The organism is Escherichia albertii NBRC 107761 = DSM 17582, assembly GCF_000759775.1.
GTDB classification, from domain to species: Bacteria; Pseudomonadota; Gammaproteobacteria; order Enterobacterales; family Enterobacteriaceae; genus Escherichia; species Escherichia albertii.
The window spans coordinates 18802-42861 of the sequence record NZ_BBMY01000019.1; the positions used below are offsets into that span (position 1 = coordinate 18802).

A 24060-nucleotide genomic window follows, 5' to 3' on the forward strand; every position below is an offset into this window, starting at 1 on the left:
CCAGTTCCAGATGACAGAAATGAAAAAAGCACCTGCCAGGTGCTTTTTTCGCGCTCAAGTTTTCTTAAAACTTAACCGTAAATATTGGCGCGATCGCGCAGTTCTTTACCGGGTTTAAAGTGAGGAACGTATTTTCCTTCCAGTTCCACTTTATCGCCAGTCTTCGGATTACGTCCGGTACGAGGTGCGCGGTAGTGCAAAGAGAAACTGCCGAAACCGCGGATTTCAATACGCTCGCCCTGCGCAAGAGTCGAGGCCATATGCTCCAGCATCTCTTTTACTGCATCTTCAACCGTTTTAGCGGGAATGTGCGATTGCTGGGTGGCAAGTCTTTCTATCAATTCTGACTTGGTCATGATTCCTCCGGTTCCTTAAAGGCAAATTTAGCGGCTGCTGTTGCTGCATTGATTAAGGGCGGCCGTAGCCGCCCTTAGTGCTTGATTACAGGACGAAACCCGCAATCTGTCAAGTAAACTCAGTAAACTTCGGAATAAAAATCCCGAAGAGTCAGAGAATTACTCGCCTTTAGCTGCTTTGAAAGCTTCAGCCATTGCGTTGTTGGAGAAGTTTGCATCTTCCTGTTTGTTAACAGTTGCGATTGCATCTTTCTCGTCAGCTTCGTCTTTCGCACGAACAGACAGGCTGATTGCGCGGTTTTTACGATCAACGCCAGTGAATTTAGCTTCAACTTCGTCGCCAACGCTCAGAACCAGAGTAGCGTCTTCAACGCGGTCACGGGATGCTTCAGAAGCACGCAGGTAACCTTCTACGCCGTCAGCCAGTTCTACGGTTGCGCCTTTAGCGTCAACTGCAGTTACTTTACCGGTTACGATAGCGCCTTTCTTGTTCAGAGCAACCCAGTTGTTGAACGGATCTTCTGCGAGCTGTTTAACGCCCAGGGAGATACGTTCACGTTCTGCGTCAACCTGCAGAACAACTGCAGCGATTTCGTCGCCTTTTTTGTATTCACGAACTGCTTCTTCGCCTGCAACGTTCCAGGAGATGTCAGACAGGTGAACCAGGCCGTCGATGCCGCCGTCCAGGCCGATGAAGATACCGAAGTCAGTGATAGACTTGATTTTACCTTCAACACGATCGCCCTTGTTGTGGGTTTCCGCGAACTGCTGCCACGGGTTAGCTTTGCACTGTTTCAGACCCAGGGAGATACGACGACGTTCTTCGTCGATATCCAGAACCATAACTTCCACTACATCGCCAACGTTAACAACTTTGGACGGGTGGATGTTTTTGTTGGTCCAATCCATTTCGGAAACGTGTACCAGGCCTTCAACGCCTTCTTCGATTTCAACGAAGCAGCCGTAGTCAGTCAGGTTGGTCACGCGACCAGTCAGTTTGGTACCTTCCGGATAACGTTTAGCGATAGCTACCCACGGATCTTCGCCCAGCTGTTTCAGGCCCAGGGATACACGGGTACGTTCGCGGTCGAACTTCAGCACTTTAACAGTGATTTCGTCGCCCACATTGACGATTTCGCTCGGATGCTTAACGCGTTTCCATGCCATGTCAGTGATGTGCAGCAGGCCGTCAACGCCGCCCAGATCAACGAATGCACCGTAGTCAGTGAGGTTCTTAACGATACCTTTAACTTCCATGCCTTCCTGCAGGTTTTCCAGCAGCTGATCGCGCTCTGCGCTGTTTTCGGATTCGATAACGGCACGACGAGAAACAACAACGTTGTTGCGCTTCTGATCCAGCTTGATTACTTTGAATTCAAGCTCTTTGCCTTCCAGGTGCAGAGTGTCACGCACCGGACGAACGTCTACCAGAGAACCTGGCAGGAACGCACGAATACCGTTCAGCTCAACAGTGAAGCCGCCCTTAACTTTGCCGTTGATAACACCGGTAACGGTTTCAGCATCTTCGTAAGCTTTTTCCAGCGTGATCCAGGCTTCGTGACGTTTAGCTTTCTCACGGGACAGCAGAGTTTCACCGAAGCCGTCTTCTACTGCGTCCAGAGCAACGTCAACTTCGTCACCTACCTGGATTTCCAGCTCGCCCTGGGCGTTTTTGAACTGCTCAGCCGGGATGGCGGACTCAGATTTCAGACCAGCGTCAACCAGTACTACGTCTTTGTCGATAGCAACAACAACGCCACGAACGATAGAACCCGGGCGGGTTTCGATTTCTTTTAAGGACTCTTCAAAGAGTTGAGCAAAAGATTCAGTCATGTTTAATCTTCAGGTTTATATTTAACGTCCACCTAGCTCCGTGCCGGATGGGGTTGTTTAACATACCCGCTGTCATTCCATTGCAACGGGGGTACTGCAAATTCGGTCGCTTATGCGAGAGCCAGTTTTTGGCGCGCGTATTGTAGCGCTTTTTCAATCACTTGCTCAATGCTTAAGGTGGTGGAATCCAACACCAGAGCATCGGCTGCCGGAACCAATGGCGCTACCGCACGGTTACGATCGCGGTCGTCGCGTTCTTTTATCTCGGCCAAAAGGCGCTCAAAGTTAACACTAAAGCCCTTCTCCTGCAACTGTAGCATGCGGCGATGCGCACGTTCTTCCGGGGAAGCGTCAAGGAAAATTTTCACTGGCGCATCAGGGAATACCACCGTTCCCATGTCCCGGCCATCGGCGATCAGTCCGGGTAACTCACGGAATGCGCGCTGTCGACGCAACAGCGCCTCACGCACACGAGGAAATGCCGCCACTTGTGACGCAGCATTCGCCACGTCCTGAGTGCGAATTTCACCACTGACATCTTCCCCTTCGAGGATCACTTCCAGATTGCCATTGGTCGACACAAAACGCACATCCAGATGGGATGCCAGCGGCACCAGGGCGTCTTCCGACGCGATATCGACATGATGATGCAATGCCGCCAGCGCCAGTACGCGATAAATTGCACCCGAGTCCAGCAGATGCCATTGCAATGCTTCCGCCATAGCCTTACATAAGGTGCCTTTCCCTGCACCGCTTGGGCCATCAATGGTGATTACCGGGGCAATTGCCGTCATCTTTATCTCCTTAACACAGGCGTACTGTTAACATAATCGCCGCGCATTATACGCGCCAACGCCACAAATCGTTAACTCTGCGTGCAAAATACAGAATGATTGAAGTTGATTGTAGAATAAATAAGCGACGCAAAATGCCAGAAAAAGTAAGGAATCGCCGCACCGGACGGTGCGGCGGAAAAGAAAAAACTAGAAACTAATCCGCGCCAGTTGTTCGAAATAATCCGGGAACGTTTTAGCGGTGCATCCTGGGTCGAGAATCGTCACCGGTGTATCTGACAATGCCACCAGCGAAAAACACATCGCCATACGGTGATCGTTATAAGTCGCGATTTCAGCAAACCGCAATTTTTCCGGCGGCGTGATGCGGATAAAGTCATTCCCCTCTTCCACTTCCGCACCAACTTTGCGTAGTTCGGTCGCCATCGCAAACAGACGATCCGTCTCTTTTACGCGCCAGTTATAAATATTGCGTAGCGTGGTAGTGCCTTTTGCAAACAACGCCGTCGTTGCAATAGTCATCGCCGCATCAGGGATATGGTTCATATCCATGTCAATAGCGTTCAGTTCGCCACGCGTGCAGGAAATATAATCATCCCCCCAGCTAATGGTCGCCCCCATTTTTTCCAGCACGTCAGCAAAACGAATATCGCCTTGCATACTGTTGCGTCCAATGCCGGTCACTTTTACTGTACCGCCTTTAACCGCTGCTGCGGCAAGGAAGTAAGAGGCCGAGGAGGCATCACCTTCCACTAAATAGCTCCCCGGAGATTGGTAAGACTGCCCGCCTTTCACCACAAACTGTTGGTAGTGCTGATTTTCAATCTCAACACCAAACGCTTTCATCATGTTCAGCGTGATATCAATATAAGGCTTAGAGACCAGATCGCCTTTAATGCGAATGACCGTATCTTGCGACGCAAGCGGCGCAGTCATTAATAATGCGGTGAGAAACTGACTGGAAACAGAGCCGTCAACTTCAACGTTGCCGCCGATGAAACCGCCCAGTAAACGCAACGGTGGATAATTCTCTTGTTCCTGGTAAGTGATTTTCGCTCCGCCCTGGCGCAGCGCATCCACCAGGTGACCAATCGGGCGTTCTTTCATGCGTGGCTCGCCGGTCAGAATAATATCATTGTGTCCCAAGCAAAGTGCCGCAGCCAGTGGACGCATTGCCGTTCCGGCATTACCGAGAAATAACTCCAACGCGCCTTCAGCATGTAATGGGCCACCATTGCCGATGATTTCGCAACGCGTATGCTCGGCAGAAAGCGTATAGCTTACCCCTAACGCCTTTAACGCATTAAGCATATGGCGAACATCATCGCTATCCAGCAGATTGGTTAATACTGTTTTGCCGTGTGCTAATGCCGCCAATAATAAAGCGCGGTTAGATACGCTCTTGGAACCAGGCAGATTAATCGTACCATCGACACGAGCGACAGGTTGTAACGTCAGGGATTCCATGAACTCAACTCTCTACAACAGAAATAAAAACCCCACAGTCTGGCTGTGGGGATTAAGCAAAATTTCGGCATTAGCCGTGACGACGTTCGAATTCAACCATGAAGTCTGTCAGCGCTTTAACGCCTTCCAGCGGCATGGCGTTATAAATAGAAGCACGCATTCCACCGACCACACGGTGACCTTTCAGCGCATGAAGGCCCGCGGCGAAAGACTCTTCGAGGAACAGTTTATCCAGAGCACTGTCTGCTAACTGGAATGGGACGTTCATCCGCGAACGGTTAGCTTTCGCCACATCATTACGGTAGAAATCGCTGTTATCAATCACACCGTACAGCAGTTCGGCTTTTTGCTGATTGATTTTATCCATCGCTGCCACACCGCCGTTCGCCTTCAGCCATTTGAAAACCAGGCCAGATAAGTACCAGGCAAAGGTCGGCGGCGTGTTAAACATGGAGTCGTTATCGTTGAGAATGGAATAATCCAGAATCGATGGGCAAGCGATATTTGCTTTACCCAACAAGTCTTCGCGAACAATGACGATTGTCAGACCCGCCGGACCGATATTTTTCTGCGCGCCCGCATAAATTACTCCATAACGACTGACATCTATCGGACGCGAAAGAATCGTTGAAGAGAAGTCGGCAGCAACCACGACATCTTTGCCGAAGTCTGGCGTTTCATCAATGGCGATACCGTCGATGGTTTCATTCGGGCAATAATGCATATAAGCAGCATTATCAGAGAGTCGCCATTCACGCATTGGTTTAACCGCGCGAAGACCGTCAACGGTCACTTTAGCGTCAAAGACATTTGGCGTGCAGTATTTTTTGGCTTCTTTAATGGCACTGGCCGCCCAGTAACCGGCATCGACATAATCTGCGGTGGTTTTATCACCAAGAATATTCAACGGTACAGCAGCAAACTGACCGCGGCCGCCGCCGTGGCAGAACAATACTTTGTAGTTGGAGGGGACGTTAAGAAGATCGCGAAAATCCTTCTCGGCTTCCTCTGCAACCTGAATGAACTCTTTGCCACGGTGGCTCACTTCCATCACCGATGTACCCAGACCATTCCAGTCGCGCAGTTCCTGTTGAGCCTGTTTAAGCACTTCTGCCGGTAGCATTGCCGGACCAGAACTAAAATTGAAGATTTGAGCCATTTCCCCTCACCACGTTGCGTTGCTATTAACCCACAGTCAATCGATTGCGACCCGGGCGATACATTATTCCTGTGGATATCGGTTTTATCATTCAGTGGCACGCGCCGCAATGGGTAAAACCGTTGAGGGCAAAAATGTGGCACGCGTCACACAACAGAATCTCTCGGATTATTACCCAAAAACCGATATTTTTGCTGTCAGGCCATCCGTTTTATCCAACTTACCTTCGTCAATACTGGATTTACACAATGTGGACATAATTGTTTTTCACCCGCATTCATGTGAATGATTTCGCTACACTGAATGTGGTCATAGCCATCGGCTCCCGGCATGGCTTTATATTATGCATACCTTCATTCTTATGCGTTTATCATGGATTATCCGCTAAAAGCATATAACCAACAGCCAGTCTGTATGGCGGCAATGATGGCACCTTTGCGATAAAACCCGTATTATTGCGCGCTTTCCGTACGACTAAAGTGATTTTCATGACGCAAACATTTATCCCCGGCAAAGATGCCGCACTGGAAGACTCCATCGCTCGCTTCCAGCAAAAACTCTCCGACCTCGGTTTTCAAATTGAAGAGGCTTCCTGGCTGAATCCGGTGCCTAACGTCTGGTCTGTGCATATTCGCGACAAAGAGTGCGCGTTATGTTTTACCAACGGTAAAGGTGCGACTAAAAAAGCAGCGCTGGCTTCTGCTCTTGGTGAATATTTCGAGCGTCTTTCTACGAACTACTTTTTTGCTGATTTCTGGTTGGGCGAGACCATCGCCAACAGCCCGTTTGTGCATTATCCCAACGAAAAATGGTTTCCTCTAACCGAAAGTGACGACGTGCCAGAAGGCCTGCTCGATGATCGTCTGCGTGCGTTTTATGACCCGGAAAATGAACTGACTGGCAGTATGTTGATTGATCTGCAATCCGGTAACGAAGAGCGCGGCATTTGCGGCCTGCCATTCACCCGCCAGTCGGATAATCAAACCGTCTATATTCCGATGAACATCATTGGCAACCTGTATGTTTCTAATGGTATGTCTGCTGGTAATACCCGCAACGAAGCGCGTGTTCAGGGGTTATCCGAAGTTTTCGAACGTTATGTAAAAAACCGCATCATTGCTGAAAGCATCAGCCTGCCGGAGATCCCGAGCGAAGTGCTGGCACGCTATCCAGCGGTAGTTGAAGCCATCGAAACACTGGAAGCGGAAGGTTTCCCTATCTTCGCTTATGACGGTTCGCTTGGTGGTCAGTATCCGGTGATTTGCGTAGTACTGTTCAATCCGACTAACGGTACCTGCTTTGCATCCTTCGGCGCGCATCCTGATTTTGGCGTTGCGCTGGAACGCACAGTAACCGAATTACTGCAGGGCCGTAGTCTGAAAGATCTGGATGTCTTTACCCCTCCGACCTTCGATGATGAAGAAGTTGCAGAACATACCAACCTCGAAACCCACTTTATCGATTCCAGCGGTTTGATCTCCTGGGACTTGTTCAAGCAAGAGGCAGATTATCCCTTTGTAGACTGGAATTTCTCCGGCACTACCGAAGAGGAGTTCGCCACACTGATGGCTATCTTCAATAGAGAAGATAAAGAAGTTTATATTGCCGATTATGAACATCTGGGCGTTTATGCTTGCCGCATTATTGTCCCTGGCATGTCTGACATTTATCCGGCAGAAGATTTATGGCTCGCCAACAACAGCATGGGTAGCCATCTGCGCGAAACCATTTTGTCACTGCCAGGCAGTCAGTGGGAAAAAGAAGATTATCTGAACCTCATCGAGCAACTGGATGAAGAAGGTTTTGATGACTTTACCCGTGTACGTGAACTGCTGGGTCTGGCGACGGGACCAAATAATGGCTGGTACACCCTTCGCATCGGTGAACTAAAAGCGATGCTGGCACTGGCTGGTGGCGATCTGGAACAGGCTCTGGTCTGGACCGAATGGACAATGGAATTTAATGCTTCGGTGTTTAGCGCAGAACGCGCCAACTATTATCGTTGCCTGCAAACATTGTTATTACTCGCGCAGGAAGAAGATCGCCAGCCGCTGCAATATCTGAACGCCTTTATCCGTATGTACGGCGCAGGTGCGGTAGAAGCCGCCAATGCGGCAATAAGCGGCGACGCGGCGTTTTATGGTCTGCAACCTGTAGACAGCGACCTGCAAGCCTTCGCATCCCATCAATCGCTGTTGAAAGCCTACGAAAAATTACAGCGCGCCAAAGCAGCGTTCTGGGCAAAATAAAATCAAATAACCTACGCAATGTAGGCTTAATCATTACTCTGGGTTATATTACGGGGCGTTTTTTAATGCCCCGCTTTACCTATATTCGCATTAACAAAATAATTGTAATTATAAAGTTAAATGTCGGTAATTTGTATTTAATAAATACGATCGATATTGTTGCTTTATTTGCCTGATGCTCCCTTTTAATTAACTGTTTTGGTGGAGGATACGGAAAAAATTCAACTCATTTGTTAATTTTTAAAATTTATTTTTATTTGGATAATCAAATATTTACTCCGTATTTGCATAAAAACCATGCGAGTTACGGGCCTATAAGCCAGGCGAGATATGATCTATATCAAATTCTCATCTATAATGCTTTGTTAGTATCTCGTCGCCGACTTAATAAAGAGAGAGTTAGTGTGAAAGCTGACAACCCTTTTGATCTTTTACTTCCTGCAGCAATGGCCAAAGTGGCCGAAGAAGCGGGTGTCTATAAAGCAACGAAACATCCGCTTAAGACTTTCTATCTGGCGATAACTGCCGGTGTTTTCATCTCAATCGCATTCGTCTTCTATATCACAGCAACCACTGGCACAGGTACAATGCCCTTCGGCATGGCAAAACTGGTTGGCGGCATTTGCTTCTCTCTGGGACTGATTCTTTGTGTTGTCTGCGGCGCCGATCTCTTTACTTCCACGGTATTGATCGTTGTTGCCAAGGCGAGCGGGCGCATCACCTGGGGCCAGTTAGCGAAAAACTGGCTGAATGTCTATTTTGGCAACCTTGTCGGCGCGTTGTTGTTTGTACTTTTAATGTGGCTTTCCGGCGAGTATATGACCGCCAACGGTCAGTGGGGACTGAATGTCCTACAAACCGCCGACCACAAAGTGCACCATACTTTTATTGAGGCCGTTTGCCTCGGTATCCTGGCTAACCTGATGGTGTGTCTGGCAGTATGGATGAGCTATTCTGGTCGCAGCCTGATGGATAAAGCGTTTATCATGGTGCTGCCGGTCGCGATGTTTGTTGCCAGCGGTTTTGAGCACAGTATCGCAAACATGTTTATGATCCCTATGGGTATTGTAATCCGCGACTTCGCTACGCCGGAATTCTGGACCGCTGTCGGTTCAGCACCGGAAAATTTTTCTCACCTGACCGTGATGAATTTCATCACTGATAACCTGATTCCGGTTACGATCGGTAATATTATCGGCGGTGGTTTGTTGGTTGGGTTGACATACTGGGTCATTTACCTGCGTGAAAACGATCACCATTAATCGGTGTCGAAGTACGCAGTAAATAAAAAATCCACTTAAGAAGGTAGGTGTTACATGTCCGAGCTTAATGAAAAGTTAGCCACAGCCTGGGAAGGTTTTACCAAAGGTGACTGGCAGAATGAAGTAAACGTCCGTGACTTCATTCAGAAAAACTACACTCCGTACGAGGGTGACGAGTCCTTCCTGGCTGGCGCTACTGAAGCGACCACTACCCTGTGGGACAAAGTAATGGAAGGCGTTAAACTGGAAAACCGCACTCACGCGCCAGTTGACTTTGACACCGCTGTTGCTTCCACCATCACTTCTCACGACGCTGGCTATATCAACAAACAGCTTGAGAAAATCGTTGGTCTGCAGACTGAAGCTCCGCTGAAACGTGCTCTTATCCCGTTCGGTGGTATCAAAATGATCGAAGGTTCCTGCAAAGCGTACAACCGCGAACTGGATCCGATGATCAAAAAAATCTTCACTGAATACCGTAAAACCCATAACCAGGGTGTGTTCGACGTTTATACTCCAGACATCCTGCGTTGCCGTAAATCCGGTGTTCTGACTGGTCTGCCAGATGCTTATGGTCGTGGTCGTATCATCGGTGACTACCGTCGCGTTGCACTGTACGGTATCGACTACCTGATGAAAGATAAACTGGCACAGTTTACCTCTCTGCAGACCGATCTGGAAAACGGCGTAAACCTGGAACAGACCATCCGTCTGCGCGAAGAAATCGCTGAACAGCATCGCGCTCTGGGTCAGATGAAAGAAATGGCTGCTAAATACGGCTATGACATCTCTGGTCCGGCTACCAACGCTCAGGAAGCTATCCAGTGGACTTACTTCGGCTATCTGGCTGCTGTTAAGTCTCAGAACGGTGCTGCAATGTCCTTCGGTCGTACCTCCACCTTCCTGGATGTGTACATCGAACGTGATCTGAAAGCAGGTAAGATCACCGAACAAGAAGCGCAGGAAATGGTTGACCACCTGGTCATGAAACTGCGTATGGTTCGCTTCCTGCGTACTCCTGAGTACGATGAACTGTTCTCTGGCGACCCGATCTGGGCAACCGAATCTATCGGTGGTATGGGCCTCGACGGTCGTACGCTGGTTACCAAAAACAGCTTCCGTTTCCTGAACACCCTGTACACAATGGGTCCGTCTCCGGAACCGAACATGACCATTCTGTGGTCTGAAAAACTGCCGCTGAACTTCAAGAAATTCGCTGCTAAAGTGTCCATCGATACCTCTTCTCTGCAGTATGAGAACGATGACCTGATGCGTCCGGACTTCAACAACGATGACTACGCTATCGCTTGCTGCGTAAGCCCGATGATCGTTGGTAAACAAATGCAGTTCTTCGGTGCGCGTGCAAACCTGGCGAAAACCATGCTGTACGCAATCAACGGCGGCGTTGACGAAAAACTGAAAATGCAGGTTGGTCCGAAATCTGAACCGATCAAAGGCGACGTCCTGAACTACGATGAAGTGATGGAGCGCATGGATCACTTCATGGACTGGCTGGCTAAACAGTACATCACTGCACTGAACATCATCCACTACATGCACGACAAGTACAGCTACGAAGCCTCTCTGATGGCGTTGCACGACCGTGACGTTATCCGCACCATGGCGTGTGGTATCGCTGGTCTGTCCGTTGCTGCTGACTCCCTGTCTGCAATCAAATATGCGAAAGTTAAACCGATTCGTGACGAAGACGGTCTGGCTATCGACTTCGAAATCGAAGGCGAATATCCGCAGTTTGGTAACAACGATCCTCGTGTAGATGATCTGGCTGTTGACCTGGTAGAACGTTTCATGAAGAAAATTCAGAAACTGCACACCTACCGTGACGCTATCCCGACTCAGTCTGTTCTGACCATCACTTCTAACGTTGTGTATGGTAAGAAAACGGGTAACACCCCAGACGGTCGTCGCGCTGGCGCGCCGTTCGGACCGGGCGCTAACCCGATGCACGGTCGTGACCAGAAAGGTGCTGTAGCTTCTCTGACTTCCGTTGCTAAACTGCCGTTTGCTTACGCTAAAGATGGTATCTCTTACACCTTCTCTATCGTTCCAAACGCACTGGGTAAAGACGACGAAGTTCGTAAGACCAACCTGGCAGGTCTGATGGATGGTTACTTCCACCACGAAGCGTCCATCGAAGGTGGTCAGCACCTGAACGTGAACGTAATGAACCGTGAAATGCTGCTCGATGCGATGGAAAACCCGGAAAAATATCCGCAGCTGACCATCCGTGTATCTGGCTACGCAGTACGTTTCAACTCGCTGACTAAAGAACAGCAGCAGGACGTTATTACTCGTACCTTCACTCAGTCTATGTAATTAGATTTGACTGAAATCGTACAGTAAAAAGCGTACAATAAAGGCTCCACGAAAGTGGGGCCTTTTTTAACAACAGAGCCTTTTTTGTCAGCTATCTATACTTTAAGGTGACTGCCAAAACAGACTCGACGCAGCCTGCGAGCTGCGCATCAACACGGCCTCAGATGGGCCACATCTGGAGAAACACCGCAATGTCAGTTATTGGTGACATTTTTTGATATCTAATCACATGAAATAAAAGGATTTATTTCTGGTCACGTCCACACATTGACCACATCGACAAAAAAGCCCCTCGACTGAGGGGCTTTCTGTTTGTAATTACATCCACATAATTTGCTGTCCTGATGGCAACGGGTGCGGCCTTACGGCGTGGACCTCTCCCGGCTTCACGATGTATCGCTGTACCGACTCATAAGTGATGAACGTGGCGCTGCAATTCACGTTCTGACACTGGTGATAACGCTCTTTTGTCGTGTCAGTGATATAGCGACTTGTACGCGCATGTGCGGCATGCTGGCATAAAGGACAATGAAACATCGCGAGCACCTCTTCCGGTTTTGTTGATGGTGCCATTTTAGTTAATTTATCCTTATAAAACAAACAGATAAAATAAAAACATCACTCATCATCTTCTGTTTCGTACTCCACATCAGAAAGCCTGACCTCAAGCTCTAAGGACGTCGTGAAGCCGCTATTATTCAGAAAATGTGTCACCTTAGTGATGGTCCAGTCCTGCTCGTCTATGACGCGCTTAAAGCCTGACACCTTAACCGGTGTTTCCGTGTAAATATCTGCCCGACCGGTAGCCAGGCTGATGGAGAACTCCGCAACGCCCCGTTGCAGTTTATCCCACTTCGCCTGAGCGGCGCGCATGGCCTGCGCTTTCGTGGCATATACCGTGGTCAGGGCAAAAACATTGTCATCCTCACCGGCCATGTATTCACCTTCGCGCGCTTCCGGTACTTTTGGCGCTTTCTTCTGCGTGACCGGTTTCGCTTTCGGGTGCTCCAGTGCGCGCAGGTGTTTCTCTTTCTTTTTGCGTTTCAGTTTTACCTTCTGCTTTTGTGGCTTCGGGTCTTTGGTGTGTAACCACTTTGCCGTTACGCCGGTGTAGGCTCCACGGTCAGCAATCGCAAAATGATGACGGTCGCCGTCGCTGCGGGCGATGGTAATCTGCGGGATTTTTTTACCGCTGGCCGTCACCCCCTGCCCCGCTTTGAGAAACAACAATTTTCCCATTTTTACCGACACCTCACCGCCGTTGCGTTCAGCAAGGCGGGTCAGGAATTTTGCATCAGACTCCTGCGACTGGTCGATGTGCGGGATTTTAATTCCGGCCAGTGACGGAGCGACACTGGCTTCCAGCCTGTTACGGGAGGCTATCGCCTCAACAATCGCACCGAGCGTGGTGTCATGCCAGGAGCCTTCACGGCGGGAATTGAGCGTCCCGCGAAAATCTGCACTCCGGGCGCGGATAGTGACCACATCCGGCGCGCCCCTGTGTTCAACCTCATCAACGGTGAATTTCCCTTTGCATACCAGGGCAAAACCTTTCCAGCCGATATACACCGTCAGGACAGCGCCACGAACCGGCAGCCCGACCTGCCCGTCGGCATCGTTCAGTTCAATATCAAGCTGGTCAGCCTCAAAGCCCCGGTTATCCGTCAGGGTCATGCTCATCAGACGGTCGCTGATATTGCCGGTAATATCCCTGCTGTCGAGCATCAGCATGTAATCCGGCGTCAGCGTACTGCCTGCATCAAATGTCAGCGCATCCAGCATTATCCCGCCCCCGTCATACCCGTGAATCTGGTCGCCATACTGCCAGCCTTACCGATGAGCGATTCCGCCTGTTTACCGATATCGCCATAAAGCGCGGCCAGTGATTCATCAACGCGGGTGAGCGACAGCGTAAAATCAATTTTCCGGGGTGTGCCGTCTGCAAAGAAAATACTCCCTGTTTCACTCACCCTGCTGATGACATACATGCCGTAAATCATGCCGGTACCATCCAGCAACGGCCACGCCCGGCCTTCCTCTGCCATCAGTCTGAGCGTGGTCATCGTCAGCTTTCCGCCTGTCAGTTCGGGATAAAGCACACCGGCAAGCGTAATGTTTTCCTCGCCAACACCGAGAAACTGAAAGGCATCCCGTTTACCGATACGGGAATTTGACGGCCAGCGATAATCTGATTCACGCTGCATGGTCTGGTGTGGCAGCGTCTGGCGCATAAAAACAAACATACCTAACGCGAGCATCATTTTTCCTCACCTCCTTAACCGTCATGCATCATGCTGGCACGGGCGCGCGCACGTTTATCCCGCTCGTATTTTTCGAGCGCATCCTGTAACTGGCGGTCAAGCTGTGTCCCCGGCGCAGTACCACCCGTAAGGCTGATGTGATATTCGTTTTTACTCTGGTCTACATAAGAGCGACCAGCCGGTGCCGTGACCGGCTGATAAGCCTGATAGCCTGCATAAGAGCTGGTCGCCGGAATATAACCACTGCTGCCATACGTGGCGGCTTGAGTTCTGGCGGCGGTCTGGTCAAGTGTGTCTGACTCTTTGTTGATGACACCGAGTTTTTCCAGTACCCAGTCAATACCACTGCGCAGTTTGTTGAACGCATTAAGCGGCAGCATCAGCGCGTCAGCCAGTGCCTGCCCGAACATGACGCCCGTGTCACGGCAACGGTTCAGGGTGTCCTGGGTGGCTTTGACCGGGGCAATCAGGTTTTTAAACCACTGCCACGCGGCCTGTAACTTTTCACCCAGCCAGTCAAACACCGGTTTAAGTGGCGTGAACAATTCCCCCACCGGCGCAAATGCCGCTTTCAGCCCTTCAACCACACCGCCAAAGAATGCGCTGACAGGCTCCCAGTATTTACGGATAAGCAACGCCCCGGCGACAATGGCGGCCACCACAGCCACAACCGGCCAGCTAATCGCCCCGATGGCCGTCATAACGGCACTGCCAACCGTCGTGAAGATTGCCCCCATTGCGCCTGCTGCCGCGATGATGGCATTGATGCCGGTGATAACCGGCCAGGCTACGAGGCCAATGGCACCAATGATGCCAGTCAGCGCCAGTGCAACACCGGCAATAATGCCGATGGTTGACGCCAGTGATTTATTTTTCTGGATCCAGCCGTCGAGTTTTAACACATACTTTGTGGCCGTCTGCGTGAGCTTACGCAGTGCGCCTTCCTGCTGGTCAAACAGGTCAGTCCCCACCGCCTCATAAGCGGACTGAAACTCCTTAAAGTCACCGCCGAGGTTGTCCTGCATGATATTTACCAGCTCTGCGGTCTTTCCGTCTGAGGCTTTAAACGCAGCGGTCAGTTTGTCCAGCTTTCCGGTTGAGGCGGCAGTCATCAGCACAGCGGCGGCTGAGCTGGCCTCCTCCCCGAAAATGGTTTTCATGTATTCAGCCTGCTGGGCAGTACCGAGCCGGTTTTTCTCAAAACTGGCCTGCATTTCTTTCAGAATGGTAAATACTGGCCGGGTGTTTCCCTTGCTGTCTGAGGTTTTCACACCAAGCTCTTTGAGTGCATCCCATGCTTTTCCCGTCGGTGCCTGCAGGCGGCTTAACACGGCACGGCTTCCCGTCCCCGCCATTGAACCGGTAATTTTTGCATCATGCAGTGCCCCGACCATTGCGGCGGTTTCTTCAATGCTGACACCGGCATTTTTTGCCACAGGTGCGGCATAGGTCAGCGCATCGCTCATACCGTCAAAATCGGCGGCGGTTTTGTTCATCGTCATGGAGAGAACATCCCCGATATGAGCGACCTTATCGTTTGAAAGCTGAAAGGCGGATTTCATCCCCATCAGCAGGGCGGCGTTTTCTTCCATCGTGCGACGGTTCGCCAGCGCCATATTCAGCGTGACCGGCGTTGCCGCCTGAATGGCATCAACATCCCCACCGGCTTTCGCAATAATAATCTGCGCACCGGCTGCATCATCTGCCGAGGCTGCGGTATTATCGCCGAGCTGGCGCGCCTGTTTGCGTAGTGCGGCCATTTCGGTGGAGTCTTTTGCCACTCCGAGCACAGCCTGTAATTCTGAGTTTTTCTGCGCAAACTCATAACCGGGCATCAGCAGCTTAACTCCGGCCATCGTTCCCGCAGCAGCAATCCCCACACCGGCAGCGCCCACTGAGGCCATATTTCCGGCCAGTTCCTTTCCTGCCTGATAACGCTGTTTGACTGCGTTAAGTTTTGCCTGTTGTGCACTGACACGCGCCAGCGCGTCACGCTGACGGTTAAGCTGTGCGGTGGTTTCACTGATACGGTTTTTCAGTCCCTGCTCATCATGTGCAAGATTGCGGGTATTAATTCCCACAACGGCCAGTTCCCGCTGCTGGCGTTTAACGGAATCCGTCAGGCGGTTATATTTCGCCTGTAAGTCCTCCGCCGCACGCTTTGCGGATTCCAGCACTTTCGCCTGAGCACGGGTCGGTCGTTCGGTATTTTTAAACTGTGTGGCAAGGGCTTCGGCTTCCTGCCGCGCCTTTTCAAGTGCATGACCAGTCACGGCAAGCTGTGCACTGGTCTTGCGAAATCCCTCAATACGGGATGCGTGACCGTTCAGCTCGCGCAGTGATTTTTGTGTTTCCCGGATATCCCCCGACAGCGACTTGCTCGCTGTGCGGATGGATTTAAACGGGCGGGATGCCTGGTCAACAGCCCTGAGCAATACCTGTAATTTTACATTGTTACTCATTCGTGTTTCCGCTTCGCCGGAGCGCCTTTTCGCGCCATGTGATGAGTTCGGTCAGGCTCATGGGATACAGTTCTGATGGCGGCCAGTGAAATATCACTGCAACATCCGCCATCAGGTCATCGACCGAGAGATTTTTCGGAAACGTCACTGCACCGAGTTCGGCGACAAAAAACCGACCACCTTACCTGCCAGCGCCACAAGGTCAGGCAGTTCCAGCGCGGCGACTTCCTGCTCAGTCAGCATCGGTGCGGTCATGCGCGGCAGCACCTTAATCAGTGCATCGACTTCGGAGTTTGCGACCGCAGCCAGACTGACACCGCGCAGCGTCCCCGCACTGGGTTTCATCAGCGTGACCTGTTCGATAACCTGCTCACCACGCTTGACCGGATTGTCCAGGGTAATCACATTTTCTTTGTTCATGGTTTTCTCACTTCTGAATCGGTGTTAACCGGTCAGCCGGGCTGACCGGATGAAAATCACAGGCCGATATTGCGGCGGTGTTGCTCCAGCCGGTCGACGCCGTTCACCTTCTCAATCATGTTGATGGTGTCAATTTCGACCAGCTCCTTACCGTCCATCGTCAGCCGGAAATAGGTGCAGACCACGGAGATTTTCGACTCGGTGTCTTCTCCCTGTTTACCCTCGCCGGTGTCGATTTCTTTCTGACGGCCACGCATGACCACCTCGACGGCCACCGTTTCGCCGGTATCGTCACGCTGGTAAGAGCCTGCAAAACGAATCGGCACGGCATCCACACCGGTTGCGGCGTAAAGCTCCCAGATAACCGAATCCGGGAAGCCCCCGAGCGACCACTCCATTGACAGCGCATCGTCATCAAGGCCGAGGTCTACCGGTGCGCTTCCGTTCATCCCCGCACCGCGATAGTTTTCGAATTTACGGGTCAGTTTTGGCAGCGTGACGGACTTTGCAACGCCCTGATAGCTGTAGCCGTTCAGAAAGACGTTCATTAACTTGAGTTTGCGCGGCATTGCCATCGGTCAGGCTCCTTAATTGCTGTTAACCGAGGTAACCAGACTTGCCAGGTATCTGGAAGTAATACGCTGGCGCAGGGTCAGGTTTTCGAGAGGAGGCACCGGGGTATAGTCGTAGTCGATATACAGTTTTCCGGCCTTGAGGGTTTCCGCATCATTGGCTTCTTCACTGAACCAGCATGTGCCATCCACGATATAACCGTTGTTTTTCAGTTCGCGGAATTTGGCATTAATGCCATCAATGATGTCGCGAATCAGCGTTGCGGTAATTGGCTTATCAATAGCCCACATGTGCGCCTCGGCCATCGTGTCGGCCAGTACCTGCGCGGTGCGGGTGTAGCTTTCAAAGAGGAACAGCGGGTCATCAGAGCAGGTACGGTTACCCCAGAAGCGGAAGCCGTCGCGGCGAATCAGCGTAGTGATGCCTGACTCATTAAGCAGGTCAGCATCAGTGCCGGACTTCTGCAAATCCCAGAATACAGAGGCGCTGATGCCGGTAACACCGTTCACCCCGACATTGGACAACGTTTTATGCCAGCCCTGCTCCTGGTCGATTTTGGCACGCAGCCCCAGCGCACGGGCGGTGGCATACGCGGTGGCAGTGGTACTGGTAACCGTATCCCATGCGAGGAAATCCGGCCAGATGACCATCAGCTCACGCTGGCTGAAATTCTGACGGTAGGCTTTTGCCTCGGAAATGGTTTTACAGCCCCATGCGCTGATATACCCGAATGCATTCAGTTCCTGGCATACCGATGCCAGTGCGACGGCAACCTCTTTGGTGTCCAGTCCCGGTACGCCGAGAATGCGTGGTTTAACGCCGGTAACCGACTCCGCCCCCATCAGGGCTTTCAGCCCGGTGTACTGACCGTTTTCGTCGGTGGTGCCGATAATATTGGAAACGGTCTGCGCGAGTTTCGTTTCTTCGTCGTCGCCGGTGCCGTCTTCCACGCGTACGACAACGGTGACCGGTTTTGACTGGTCAGCGATGGCCTGCAACGACGCCGCCAGCGTACCTTTTTTACCGGCCTTTGCAATTGCGCTCTGCACATTGGTAATCAGCACCGGTTTATTGAGGGGGAATGTTTCCGCATCCGCATCGCTGGCCGTGCAGACCATGCCGACAATGGCCGTGGATACGGTGGAAATGACGCGGGTGCCCTCGTTAATCTCCAGCACCTGCACTCCGTGATGATAGTCACTCATCCGTTTAACTCCGTGGTTAATGGGTGCAACTATTTTCTGTTGGGCAGTGCATGAGACGCTATTTGACCTGACTGGTCAGTGGATGAAACAACAGATAAAGAAAAGGCGGGCAATCAACCCGCCAGTCTTGATTTGTACTCGCTCAGTTTCCAACTGACAATTTACGTAGCCAAAATGCTATCAGCTCTGACAGCCAGCTTTGAGCGAGTCGAAAAAGTTCATACCTTTCTGTTGGTGAAGGTTTAACTAACAGTTCAACCTATCAATTAATTGATGAACAGGTTGAGGCGTTTTTAATATCTCTGCGTCATCTGAGACGATTTTGCGCTACAGGATTTATGGCTTATCTGGGGGCATTCTTGAGCCCTGACTCCTCTGAAAACATAATTAGGCCATACCTGTGACCTGCTCTTCGTTGGTAAGGTTAGCGAATATTAATCTGAGTCCATTTTCCCAAACTCTGTCAGGCCGAAAACGGAGCTACCAGAAACATGAGCTTGTAAGCCCGCTTCCTGCATTTCACTCAATTCAACTTCCTGGCTATCCTCTAATCCGATAGAGAACATGGGATAGGCCCAGTTCCAATTCGGATCAGGAACCAAACTATTATTCTCTATCTTGAAAAAGCTGACCATGAGATGATGCCTTCCCTGTATCGCCTCTTCATCATTGATGTTGACCAGTACACCAAAGTGCTTGTAGCCGGCTTGTCCATTCTCGAACATTTTTATCTTGGTGCCGTTTCTGAACATCCAAAAAGAATGATTTCCAGTGGAATCAGCGACCTGCAAGTTATCTTCGTCAATTTCCCAATTAAGATATTGTTTGATATCAGACTTTGGTTTGAGTTTTTCGTCATTACTAAACCATTGTATTGCCGGAAGTGGAAGGTGAAGACCTTCCGGCTGGGGAGGCTGACCTGCAGCAATGGAATGCATGATCTCTGTCATTGATGGAAGCCCCATCAAATGCCATACATCATGGATATCCTTTTTAAGTATAAGAAGCCCTTTGGATACACCATCCGCGTAAGTTGACTTTAAGCGGACTAGTATGTCCTTGTTACCATCTTTGTCGAGGTCTTCAATGTTTACTGAAGAAGCCACAACCTCGTCGTCCCCTGCGTCTGGGATGATTGCCCAATACCCAATATCGTAGAATCCAGGTCTGCCAACCACCTTATCTATCAGACTCTGTCCAGAGGGCTCGAAGACCATCAGGAAACGGCTAAGGGCACCATTTGTGCTCACAGCTCTTCCGTAGACTACAACGGAGTTTGAGGTGCTTAGATCGAGAGACTCGCTAGCCACTGAGTCAAACGCCACTGAGTCCAAATGTGTGGCAAGCTGCTGCTGGATGCACTCCCGAGCCATTTCAACTAATTTTTCGCGAACATCAGCAGATCGTATTGGCTGTGAAGTGAAATGGAAAAGCCCTACTGTAGCCGCTATGCCTATTATTCCCGAAATAACGGTACTTAGAACCTGCTCCTTTACCACTTTCACAACTTTCATCAATAGCTTCTTCAACTTCACTTCAGGCACCTAAATACTATTAAACTTGTCATGGGAAAATCCGATTATTATTGTAGAGAACAGCAAAAACCGGCCTCGATTTTAGAGTTTTTCCAGTATCTATTTTCCGACTCGTTCGGCGGTAATCCACCGTTATATTCATTAGGCCGGGGAGCACTATAATATTCAACTATATACTCTGTTTGTAGTGGCACATTAAATTTGGTGACAGATATGCATCACGTCCGCTCCTAGCACAGAGCGGACAGTCAGATTAGGTTTTACTCTGTGCCATAGATGAGTAATCTCACACCAGAGCTAATACGATTTATTGCGGCATTTCTGGCCATTCTATATCCGGAGTATTTTCCGACTGAACGCGATTCAGTAGCACACGGTATTTTTTCCAGTGTGTCAGGCTTAACCTTTCTTCCTCGGTAGCCATATCTAAATCGACAGCATCCTGCAGCGTGGCAATAATTTCACCTGCATATGCAACCAGCTCTTTCTTCTGAGAGTCAGCCGCTCTGACAAGCGCATCACGCTCTGCATTCTCATCATTCACCCACGCATTTCCGTTCCATTTCTGATAATCCCCATCCGGGGAAATGGCTGTCACGTCTGGAGGTAATGCGCCAAGTTCAGAAATATAAATGGCTGCTCCTGTTTTTGTTTCATAGACAGTCTTTCCACGATGGTCTTCCACCAGATCCCATTTCATTTCATCTGCATTGAAAACGGCGGCAAAACCCACCGGAATATCTGGAGGTGCAATGTCTGTACTGTTTGCAGGAAGACCTGTATGCGGCGGAATATATGCGTCACTTTCGCCAATAAATTCATTGGTTCCATCAAGTAAATTGAAAACGCGGATAGTTTGTGTCTCTGCACTCATTCTGAAAGTCATTATGCCAGCCTCACAATATAGTTATACGCAACGTTTTTTACGGTGTTCTCTGAATTACCTGTGGCACTTACAGTGACGGTATGACTATGCGCGCCAATCGCAATGGAATGGCTGTAAGCACCAATGCCAACCGTGTGATTATGCTGACCAATGTCGACTGTATGGGCGTGTGCTCCCGCAGAGCTTGACACCTGGTTGGTTCCTGATACCTGTACGCGTTGTTTACCCCCGATGGAGTCACCACCGTAACGACCACCGACAGTGTGTGTATGCGCTCCCGTATTGTTTGTCGTTTTTGTGCCGTGGTTAAACGTGCTGACCGTTTTTGTCCCGTAATCAAACGAACTGGTTGTTTTCGTCCCTAAATCCGTACTGGATGCACTGGCACTGTGGGTATGTGATTTAATTCCGTCCTGTTCCTGTGATAATACGGCGCGACCACTGGCGGGTTTGCCCTTGATTGTCCAGCCGCGCATATCTGGAATCACCCCTGACGGATAAGCTACTGCAAGCAGGGGATAGGCTGCTTTATCAAAAGCCTGCCCCTGCATCAGGGCATAGCCTGTAGGTACTGAATCAGAAGGCCACGGGATTGGAGCACCTACCGGAAATGAATCCTGCGGTGTCCATGGTGTCCAGCCACCCGTTGAATACTGGCTGCGGGTATAGCTTCTTGATGTGTTATAGACATAGTAAATTTGTGTTATTCCGGCATTTCTAAGCACAACCAGAGTACCTGCAAGATTCTCCGGGTATTTCAGCGATGCGCTTGTATTCGCATTCAGTGGCTGATGGTACAGTCCCGGCGTTTTGTAATTATCCAGATTCTGGTTTGCACCAATCCCAATACTCTGACCGTTAAAAATATCCTGCGATGTAATATTGACATCATTGGTCAGCGGTTTGCCATTGACCTTACGCTCACCAGGAACGCGCCCGTTTGCATTGTCATTCGCGGCTTTAACCGCTTTTGGAGTCGCGGCAAGTGTTTCAGAATCGCTGTTAGTGGCGCTGCTTAACTGAACAATCCCTTTTCGTGCCGTGGTGGCGTCCTGTGCAGTGTATTTGCCATTAGCAAGGTCATATGCTGTCTTAACCGCCTTTGGCGTTGCTGCGAGCGTCTCAGATTCGCTGTTGATGGCACTACTTAGCTGAACAAGACCTTTTCGCCCCGTGCTGGCGTCCTGTGCAGTATATTTCCCGTTAGCAAGGTCATAGGCGTCCTTTACCGCTTTCGGCGTTGCGGCCAGTGTTTCAGACGTGCTGTTGGTCGCGCTGCTTAACTGAGTAAAACCTTTTGCGGTCAGCGAGGCGTCCGGGTGACGTCGTGACTGTTCATGCTCTGCAATCTTGTCATCAACGTAATCCTGCGTTGCCATCACTGTTGTGGTGTCGATGGTCAGATCCACTGAGGCCACACTGCTGACGATAATGACTATGCGGCAGGTCTGCGAACGTCCTGAGCCTTCGGCAAGAGCTGGCTTATAACTTTCGGCCATGTTCGCCACAGCAATTAACGTTCCCGCATCATCGTACAGGCCAAGCTCACGCGTCCAGAAACCGCCCACCTCCGGCGGGATGACCAGCTCTGCGATAATATAATTACTGTGTCGATTGGCCTGACTGATTTTATTCAGGGCATGTCGCCAGACCTCATTAACAAGTTTTGTCTGTCCGGCATCCGGCACCGGCAATTGACCGCCACCGTCCCCGACGGCCATCGTGGTAATGTTGACCTTCCGCCCTCCCGGCGCGGTTGCCGCTGCCAGCTTTGCTGCACCGGCAGTGGTGATAACGGTTTTGAATTTTGTGCTCATTATTCCTCACTTATCCGGGGTAAACCGTAATTACATCGCCGTCATAAGCCACACCACCGGCGAACAGGTGGCCGGGAATGTCCTGGGTAATGTTCAGACCAATAAGGTGACGGCTTGCAGGTTTGGCATCAGCAATCAGCCGCTCCATTTCCAGATACATTTCCTCTGTGATGCCGCTTTCCAGTACACCAATATCGAGCCGGAAAGTGCCGGGCGGGTCACTGTTTTCCCACCACTCCGTCACGTTGATGAGATAGCCGAGCGGCTCCACCACACGCCGGATTGCACCTATAGTGCCTTTATGACAGTGGATGAAATAGGCATCGCGGATAACGGCGCGTTTTGTCGCTTCCGGCCACTTTTCATCCCACCTGTCGACCGAAAACGCCCACGCCAGCCACGGCAGCAGATTTGCCGGGCAGGTATCCGGGTTCCACAGCTCACGAATACTGACCGGCGTTTTTTCAATTTCCGCACAGGCTTTTGCAGCGGCGACTTCAAGCGGTGATGAGCCGGTCGGCAGCAGGCGCGAATCACTCATCCGAGCCTCCGGTCACGACGCGGTATTCGGTGCAGAAAGACGCCTGCGTACTGTTGAGCACGATGTCGGCCAGTGGTGCGGCCAGCTCGACACGCTGCACGCCCTCCACATGCAAAGCGGCATAAATGGCAGACAGTCGGATGTCGCGCCCCAGCCGGTGCTGTGCCGTGATATACGCTTCCAGTTTTTTCACGGCGGCAGCGCGAATGGGTTCGCTTTCGGGGCCAGGGTAAAGGTAAAGCGTGGCATTTATCTGGTATTCAACGATGGCGGCAGACTGCACGGTCACACGGTCGGCCACCGGTCTGACGTCCTCGCCATTCAGGGCGTTGCGCACCACCGCCAGCAGGTCTTCAGATGCCACACCGTTATTTTCACGTGACAGCACAGAGATGGTGACACAGGCCGGAGACGGACTGGTGACAGAGATATCCGCGACACGCCCGTCGGCACTGCGACCATGATACTGATAGGCTCCCACCGACCCGGCGACGCTTAAGCCTTCAAACGCCTGCTGAATACGCAGACGATAATCGGTGTCAGACTCCATCACTGCCGGTGTCGGCGGGATAGTCGAATCATCTGCCGGGGTGATAGTCAGGCGCGTGGTGTTGTAATTGGCACCAATCACATCAAGGTCATTACCGGCTGCACAGGCCAGCATCACCGCCCGTGCAGCCTCATTCACACGCTGACGCCAGATAAGCTCGCGATACGCATTTTCCTCCAGCAGTTTGACGAGAGGCTCGGATTCCAGCGTCAGGGTACGGGCGACCGCCTCCTGCTGGTCTTCCGGGTAAAGGGAAATCAGTGTCGCCTTGCGTTCGGCAAGAATGGTTTCAAAGTCCAGCTCCTCGACCACATCCGGTGCGGGTAGCTGGTTCAGGTCGATAATCGGCATGG

General features: G+C 50.9%; 21 protein-coding genes and 2 pseudogenes. 3 read left to right on the forward strand and 20 right to left on the reverse strand.

All coding sequences use genetic code 11. The features are described from left to right. Positions 1–71 precede the first annotated feature (71 nt). From ihfB to EA14781_RS25630, 6 genes and pseudogenes are all read right to left on the reverse strand, one after another. Positions 72–356: an integration host factor subunit beta gene (gene ihfB / locus EA14781_RS05535; protein ID WP_000167336.1), complete on the reverse strand. Its 285-nt coding sequence runs from the start codon at positions 354–356 to the stop codon at positions 72–74. Between the two features lie 159 nt (positions 357–515). Continuing rightward, the gene (gene rpsA / locus EA14781_RS05540) at positions 516–2189 is read right to left on the reverse strand and encodes a 30S ribosomal protein S1 (RefSeq protein ID WP_000140327.1); all 1674 of its coding nucleotides are present in this window, start codon (positions 2187–2189) and stop codon (positions 516–518) included. 110 nt (positions 2190–2299) lie between these two features. Then, complete coding sequence (gene cmk / locus EA14781_RS05545; protein ID WP_000124000.1) at positions 2300–2983, reverse strand: (d)CMP kinase; 684 nt, start codon at positions 2981–2983, stop codon at positions 2300–2302. Between the two features lie 189 nt (positions 2984–3172). Next, the gene (aroA, locus tag EA14781_RS05550) at positions 3173–4450 is read right to left on the reverse strand and encodes a 3-phosphoshikimate 1-carboxyvinyltransferase (RefSeq protein WP_000445275.1); all 1278 of its coding nucleotides are present in this window, start codon (positions 4448–4450) and stop codon (positions 3173–3175) included. A gap of 70 nt (positions 4451–4520) precedes the next feature. Then, on the reverse strand, positions 4521–5609 hold the full coding sequence (gene serC, locus EA14781_RS05555; protein ID WP_000057156.1) for a 3-phosphoserine/phosphohydroxythreonine transaminase: 1089 nt from the start codon (positions 5607–5609) through the stop codon (positions 4521–4523). Between the two features lie 197 nt (positions 5610–5806). Then, positions 5807–5950: pseudogene (locus EA14781_RS25630) on the reverse strand (DUF421 domain-containing protein); the annotation flags it as partial. A 147-nt stretch (positions 5951–6097) separates the two neighbouring features. Here EA14781_RS25630 and ycaO point away from each other — a divergent pair. The 3 genes from ycaO to pflB all read left to right on the forward strand — a co-directional run bounded on the left by ycaO (position 6098) and on the right by pflB (position 11457). Further along, a complete protein-coding gene (gene ycaO, locus EA14781_RS05560) occupies positions 6098–7858 on the forward strand; it encodes a 30S ribosomal protein S12 methylthiotransferase accessory factor YcaO (protein WP_002462377.1) in 1761 nt (586 codons plus the stop codon). A 404-nt stretch (positions 7859–8262) separates the two neighbouring features. Next, a complete protein-coding gene (gene focA, locus EA14781_RS05565) occupies positions 8263–9120 on the forward strand; it encodes a formate transporter FocA (RefSeq protein ID WP_000642550.1) in 858 nt (285 codons plus the stop codon). A 54-nt stretch (positions 9121–9174) separates the two neighbouring features. Continuing rightward, the gene (gene pflB / locus EA14781_RS05570) at positions 9175–11457 is read left to right on the forward strand and encodes a formate C-acetyltransferase (RefSeq protein ID WP_001292823.1); all 2283 of its coding nucleotides are present in this window, start codon (positions 9175–9177) and stop codon (positions 11455–11457) included. Positions 11458–11775: 318 nt separating this feature from the next. Here pflB and ogrK read toward each other — a convergent pair whose 3' ends face one another. The 14 genes and pseudogenes from ogrK to EA14781_RS05635 all read right to left on the reverse strand — a co-directional run bounded on the left by ogrK (position 11776) and on the right by EA14781_RS05635 (position 24058). Continuing rightward, a complete protein-coding gene (gene ogrK / locus EA14781_RS22745; RefSeq protein ID WP_000468308.1) occupies positions 11776–11994 on the reverse strand; it encodes a prophage transcriptional regulator OgrK in 219 nt (72 codons plus the stop codon). A gap of 81 nt (positions 11995–12075) precedes the next feature. Further along, entirely contained in the window at positions 12076–13239 is a 1164-nt protein-coding gene (locus EA14781_RS05580) for a phage late control D family protein (RefSeq protein ID WP_000882960.1), read from the reverse strand. Continuing rightward, positions 13239–13718 carry a phage tail protein gene (locus EA14781_RS05585; RefSeq protein WP_000978897.1) on the reverse strand — a complete coding sequence of 160 codons (480 nt, stop codon included), beginning with the start codon at positions 13716–13718 and terminating at the stop codon, positions 13239–13241. Before EA14781_RS05585 ends, EA14781_RS05580 begins: the two co-directional genes overlap by 1 nt. Before the next feature lie 14 nt (positions 13719–13732). Next, positions 13733–16180 (reverse strand): phage tail tape measure protein, encoded by a 2448-nt coding sequence (locus EA14781_RS05590; protein WP_000069949.1) that lies wholly within the window; start codon positions 16178–16180, stop codon positions 13733–13735. Continuing rightward, the gene (locus EA14781_RS05595) at positions 16173–16328 is read right to left on the reverse strand and encodes a GpE family phage tail protein (RefSeq protein ID WP_000143830.1); all 156 of its coding nucleotides are present in this window, start codon (positions 16326–16328) and stop codon (positions 16173–16175) included. Before EA14781_RS05595 ends, EA14781_RS05590 begins: the two co-directional genes overlap by 8 nt. Continuing rightward, positions 16325–16600, reverse strand: coding sequence for a phage tail assembly protein (locus tag EA14781_RS05600; RefSeq protein ID WP_001031307.1), 276 nt, complete (start codon positions 16598–16600; stop codon positions 16325–16327). The genes EA14781_RS05595 and EA14781_RS05600 overlap by 4 nt, the downstream gene beginning before the upstream one ends. Before the next feature lie 56 nt (positions 16601–16656). Beyond that, complete coding sequence (locus tag EA14781_RS05605; protein WP_001251402.1) at positions 16657–17175, reverse strand: phage major tail tube protein; 519 nt, start codon at positions 17173–17175, stop codon at positions 16657–16659. A 12-nt stretch (positions 17176–17187) separates the two neighbouring features. Then, positions 17188–18378, reverse strand: coding sequence for a phage tail sheath protein (locus EA14781_RS05610; protein ID WP_001286742.1), 1191 nt, complete (start codon positions 18376–18378; stop codon positions 17188–17190). 434 nt (positions 18379–18812) lie between these two features. Then, positions 18813–19892: a hypothetical protein gene (locus EA14781_RS05615; protein WP_000869700.1), complete on the reverse strand. Its 1080-nt coding sequence runs from the start codon at positions 19890–19892 to the stop codon at positions 18813–18815. Positions 19893–19960: 68 nt separating this feature from the next. After that, a pseudogene (locus EA14781_RS24670) lies at positions 19961–20095 on the reverse strand (IS3 family transposase); the annotation flags it as partial. Between the two features lie 125 nt (positions 20096–20220). Further along, complete coding sequence (locus EA14781_RS05620; RefSeq protein WP_000144008.1) at positions 20221–20799, reverse strand: tail fiber assembly protein; 579 nt, start codon at positions 20797–20799, stop codon at positions 20221–20223. Beyond that, positions 20799–22616 carry a phage tail protein gene (locus tag EA14781_RS05625; RefSeq protein ID WP_000104694.1) on the reverse strand — a complete coding sequence of 606 codons (1818 nt, stop codon included), beginning with the start codon at positions 22614–22616 and terminating at the stop codon, positions 20799–20801. Before EA14781_RS05625 ends, EA14781_RS05620 begins: the two co-directional genes overlap by 1 nt. A 10-nt stretch (positions 22617–22626) precedes the next feature. After that, positions 22627–23157, reverse strand: a complete 531-nt coding sequence (locus tag EA14781_RS05630) for a phage tail protein I (RefSeq protein WP_001285328.1) — start codon at positions 23155–23157, stop codon at positions 22627–22629. Continuing rightward, positions 23150–24058: a baseplate assembly protein gene (locus EA14781_RS05635; RefSeq protein WP_001121497.1), complete on the reverse strand. Its 909-nt coding sequence runs from the start codon at positions 24056–24058 to the stop codon at positions 23150–23152. Before EA14781_RS05635 ends, EA14781_RS05630 begins: the two co-directional genes overlap by 8 nt. Positions 24059–24060 lie beyond the last annotated feature (2 nt).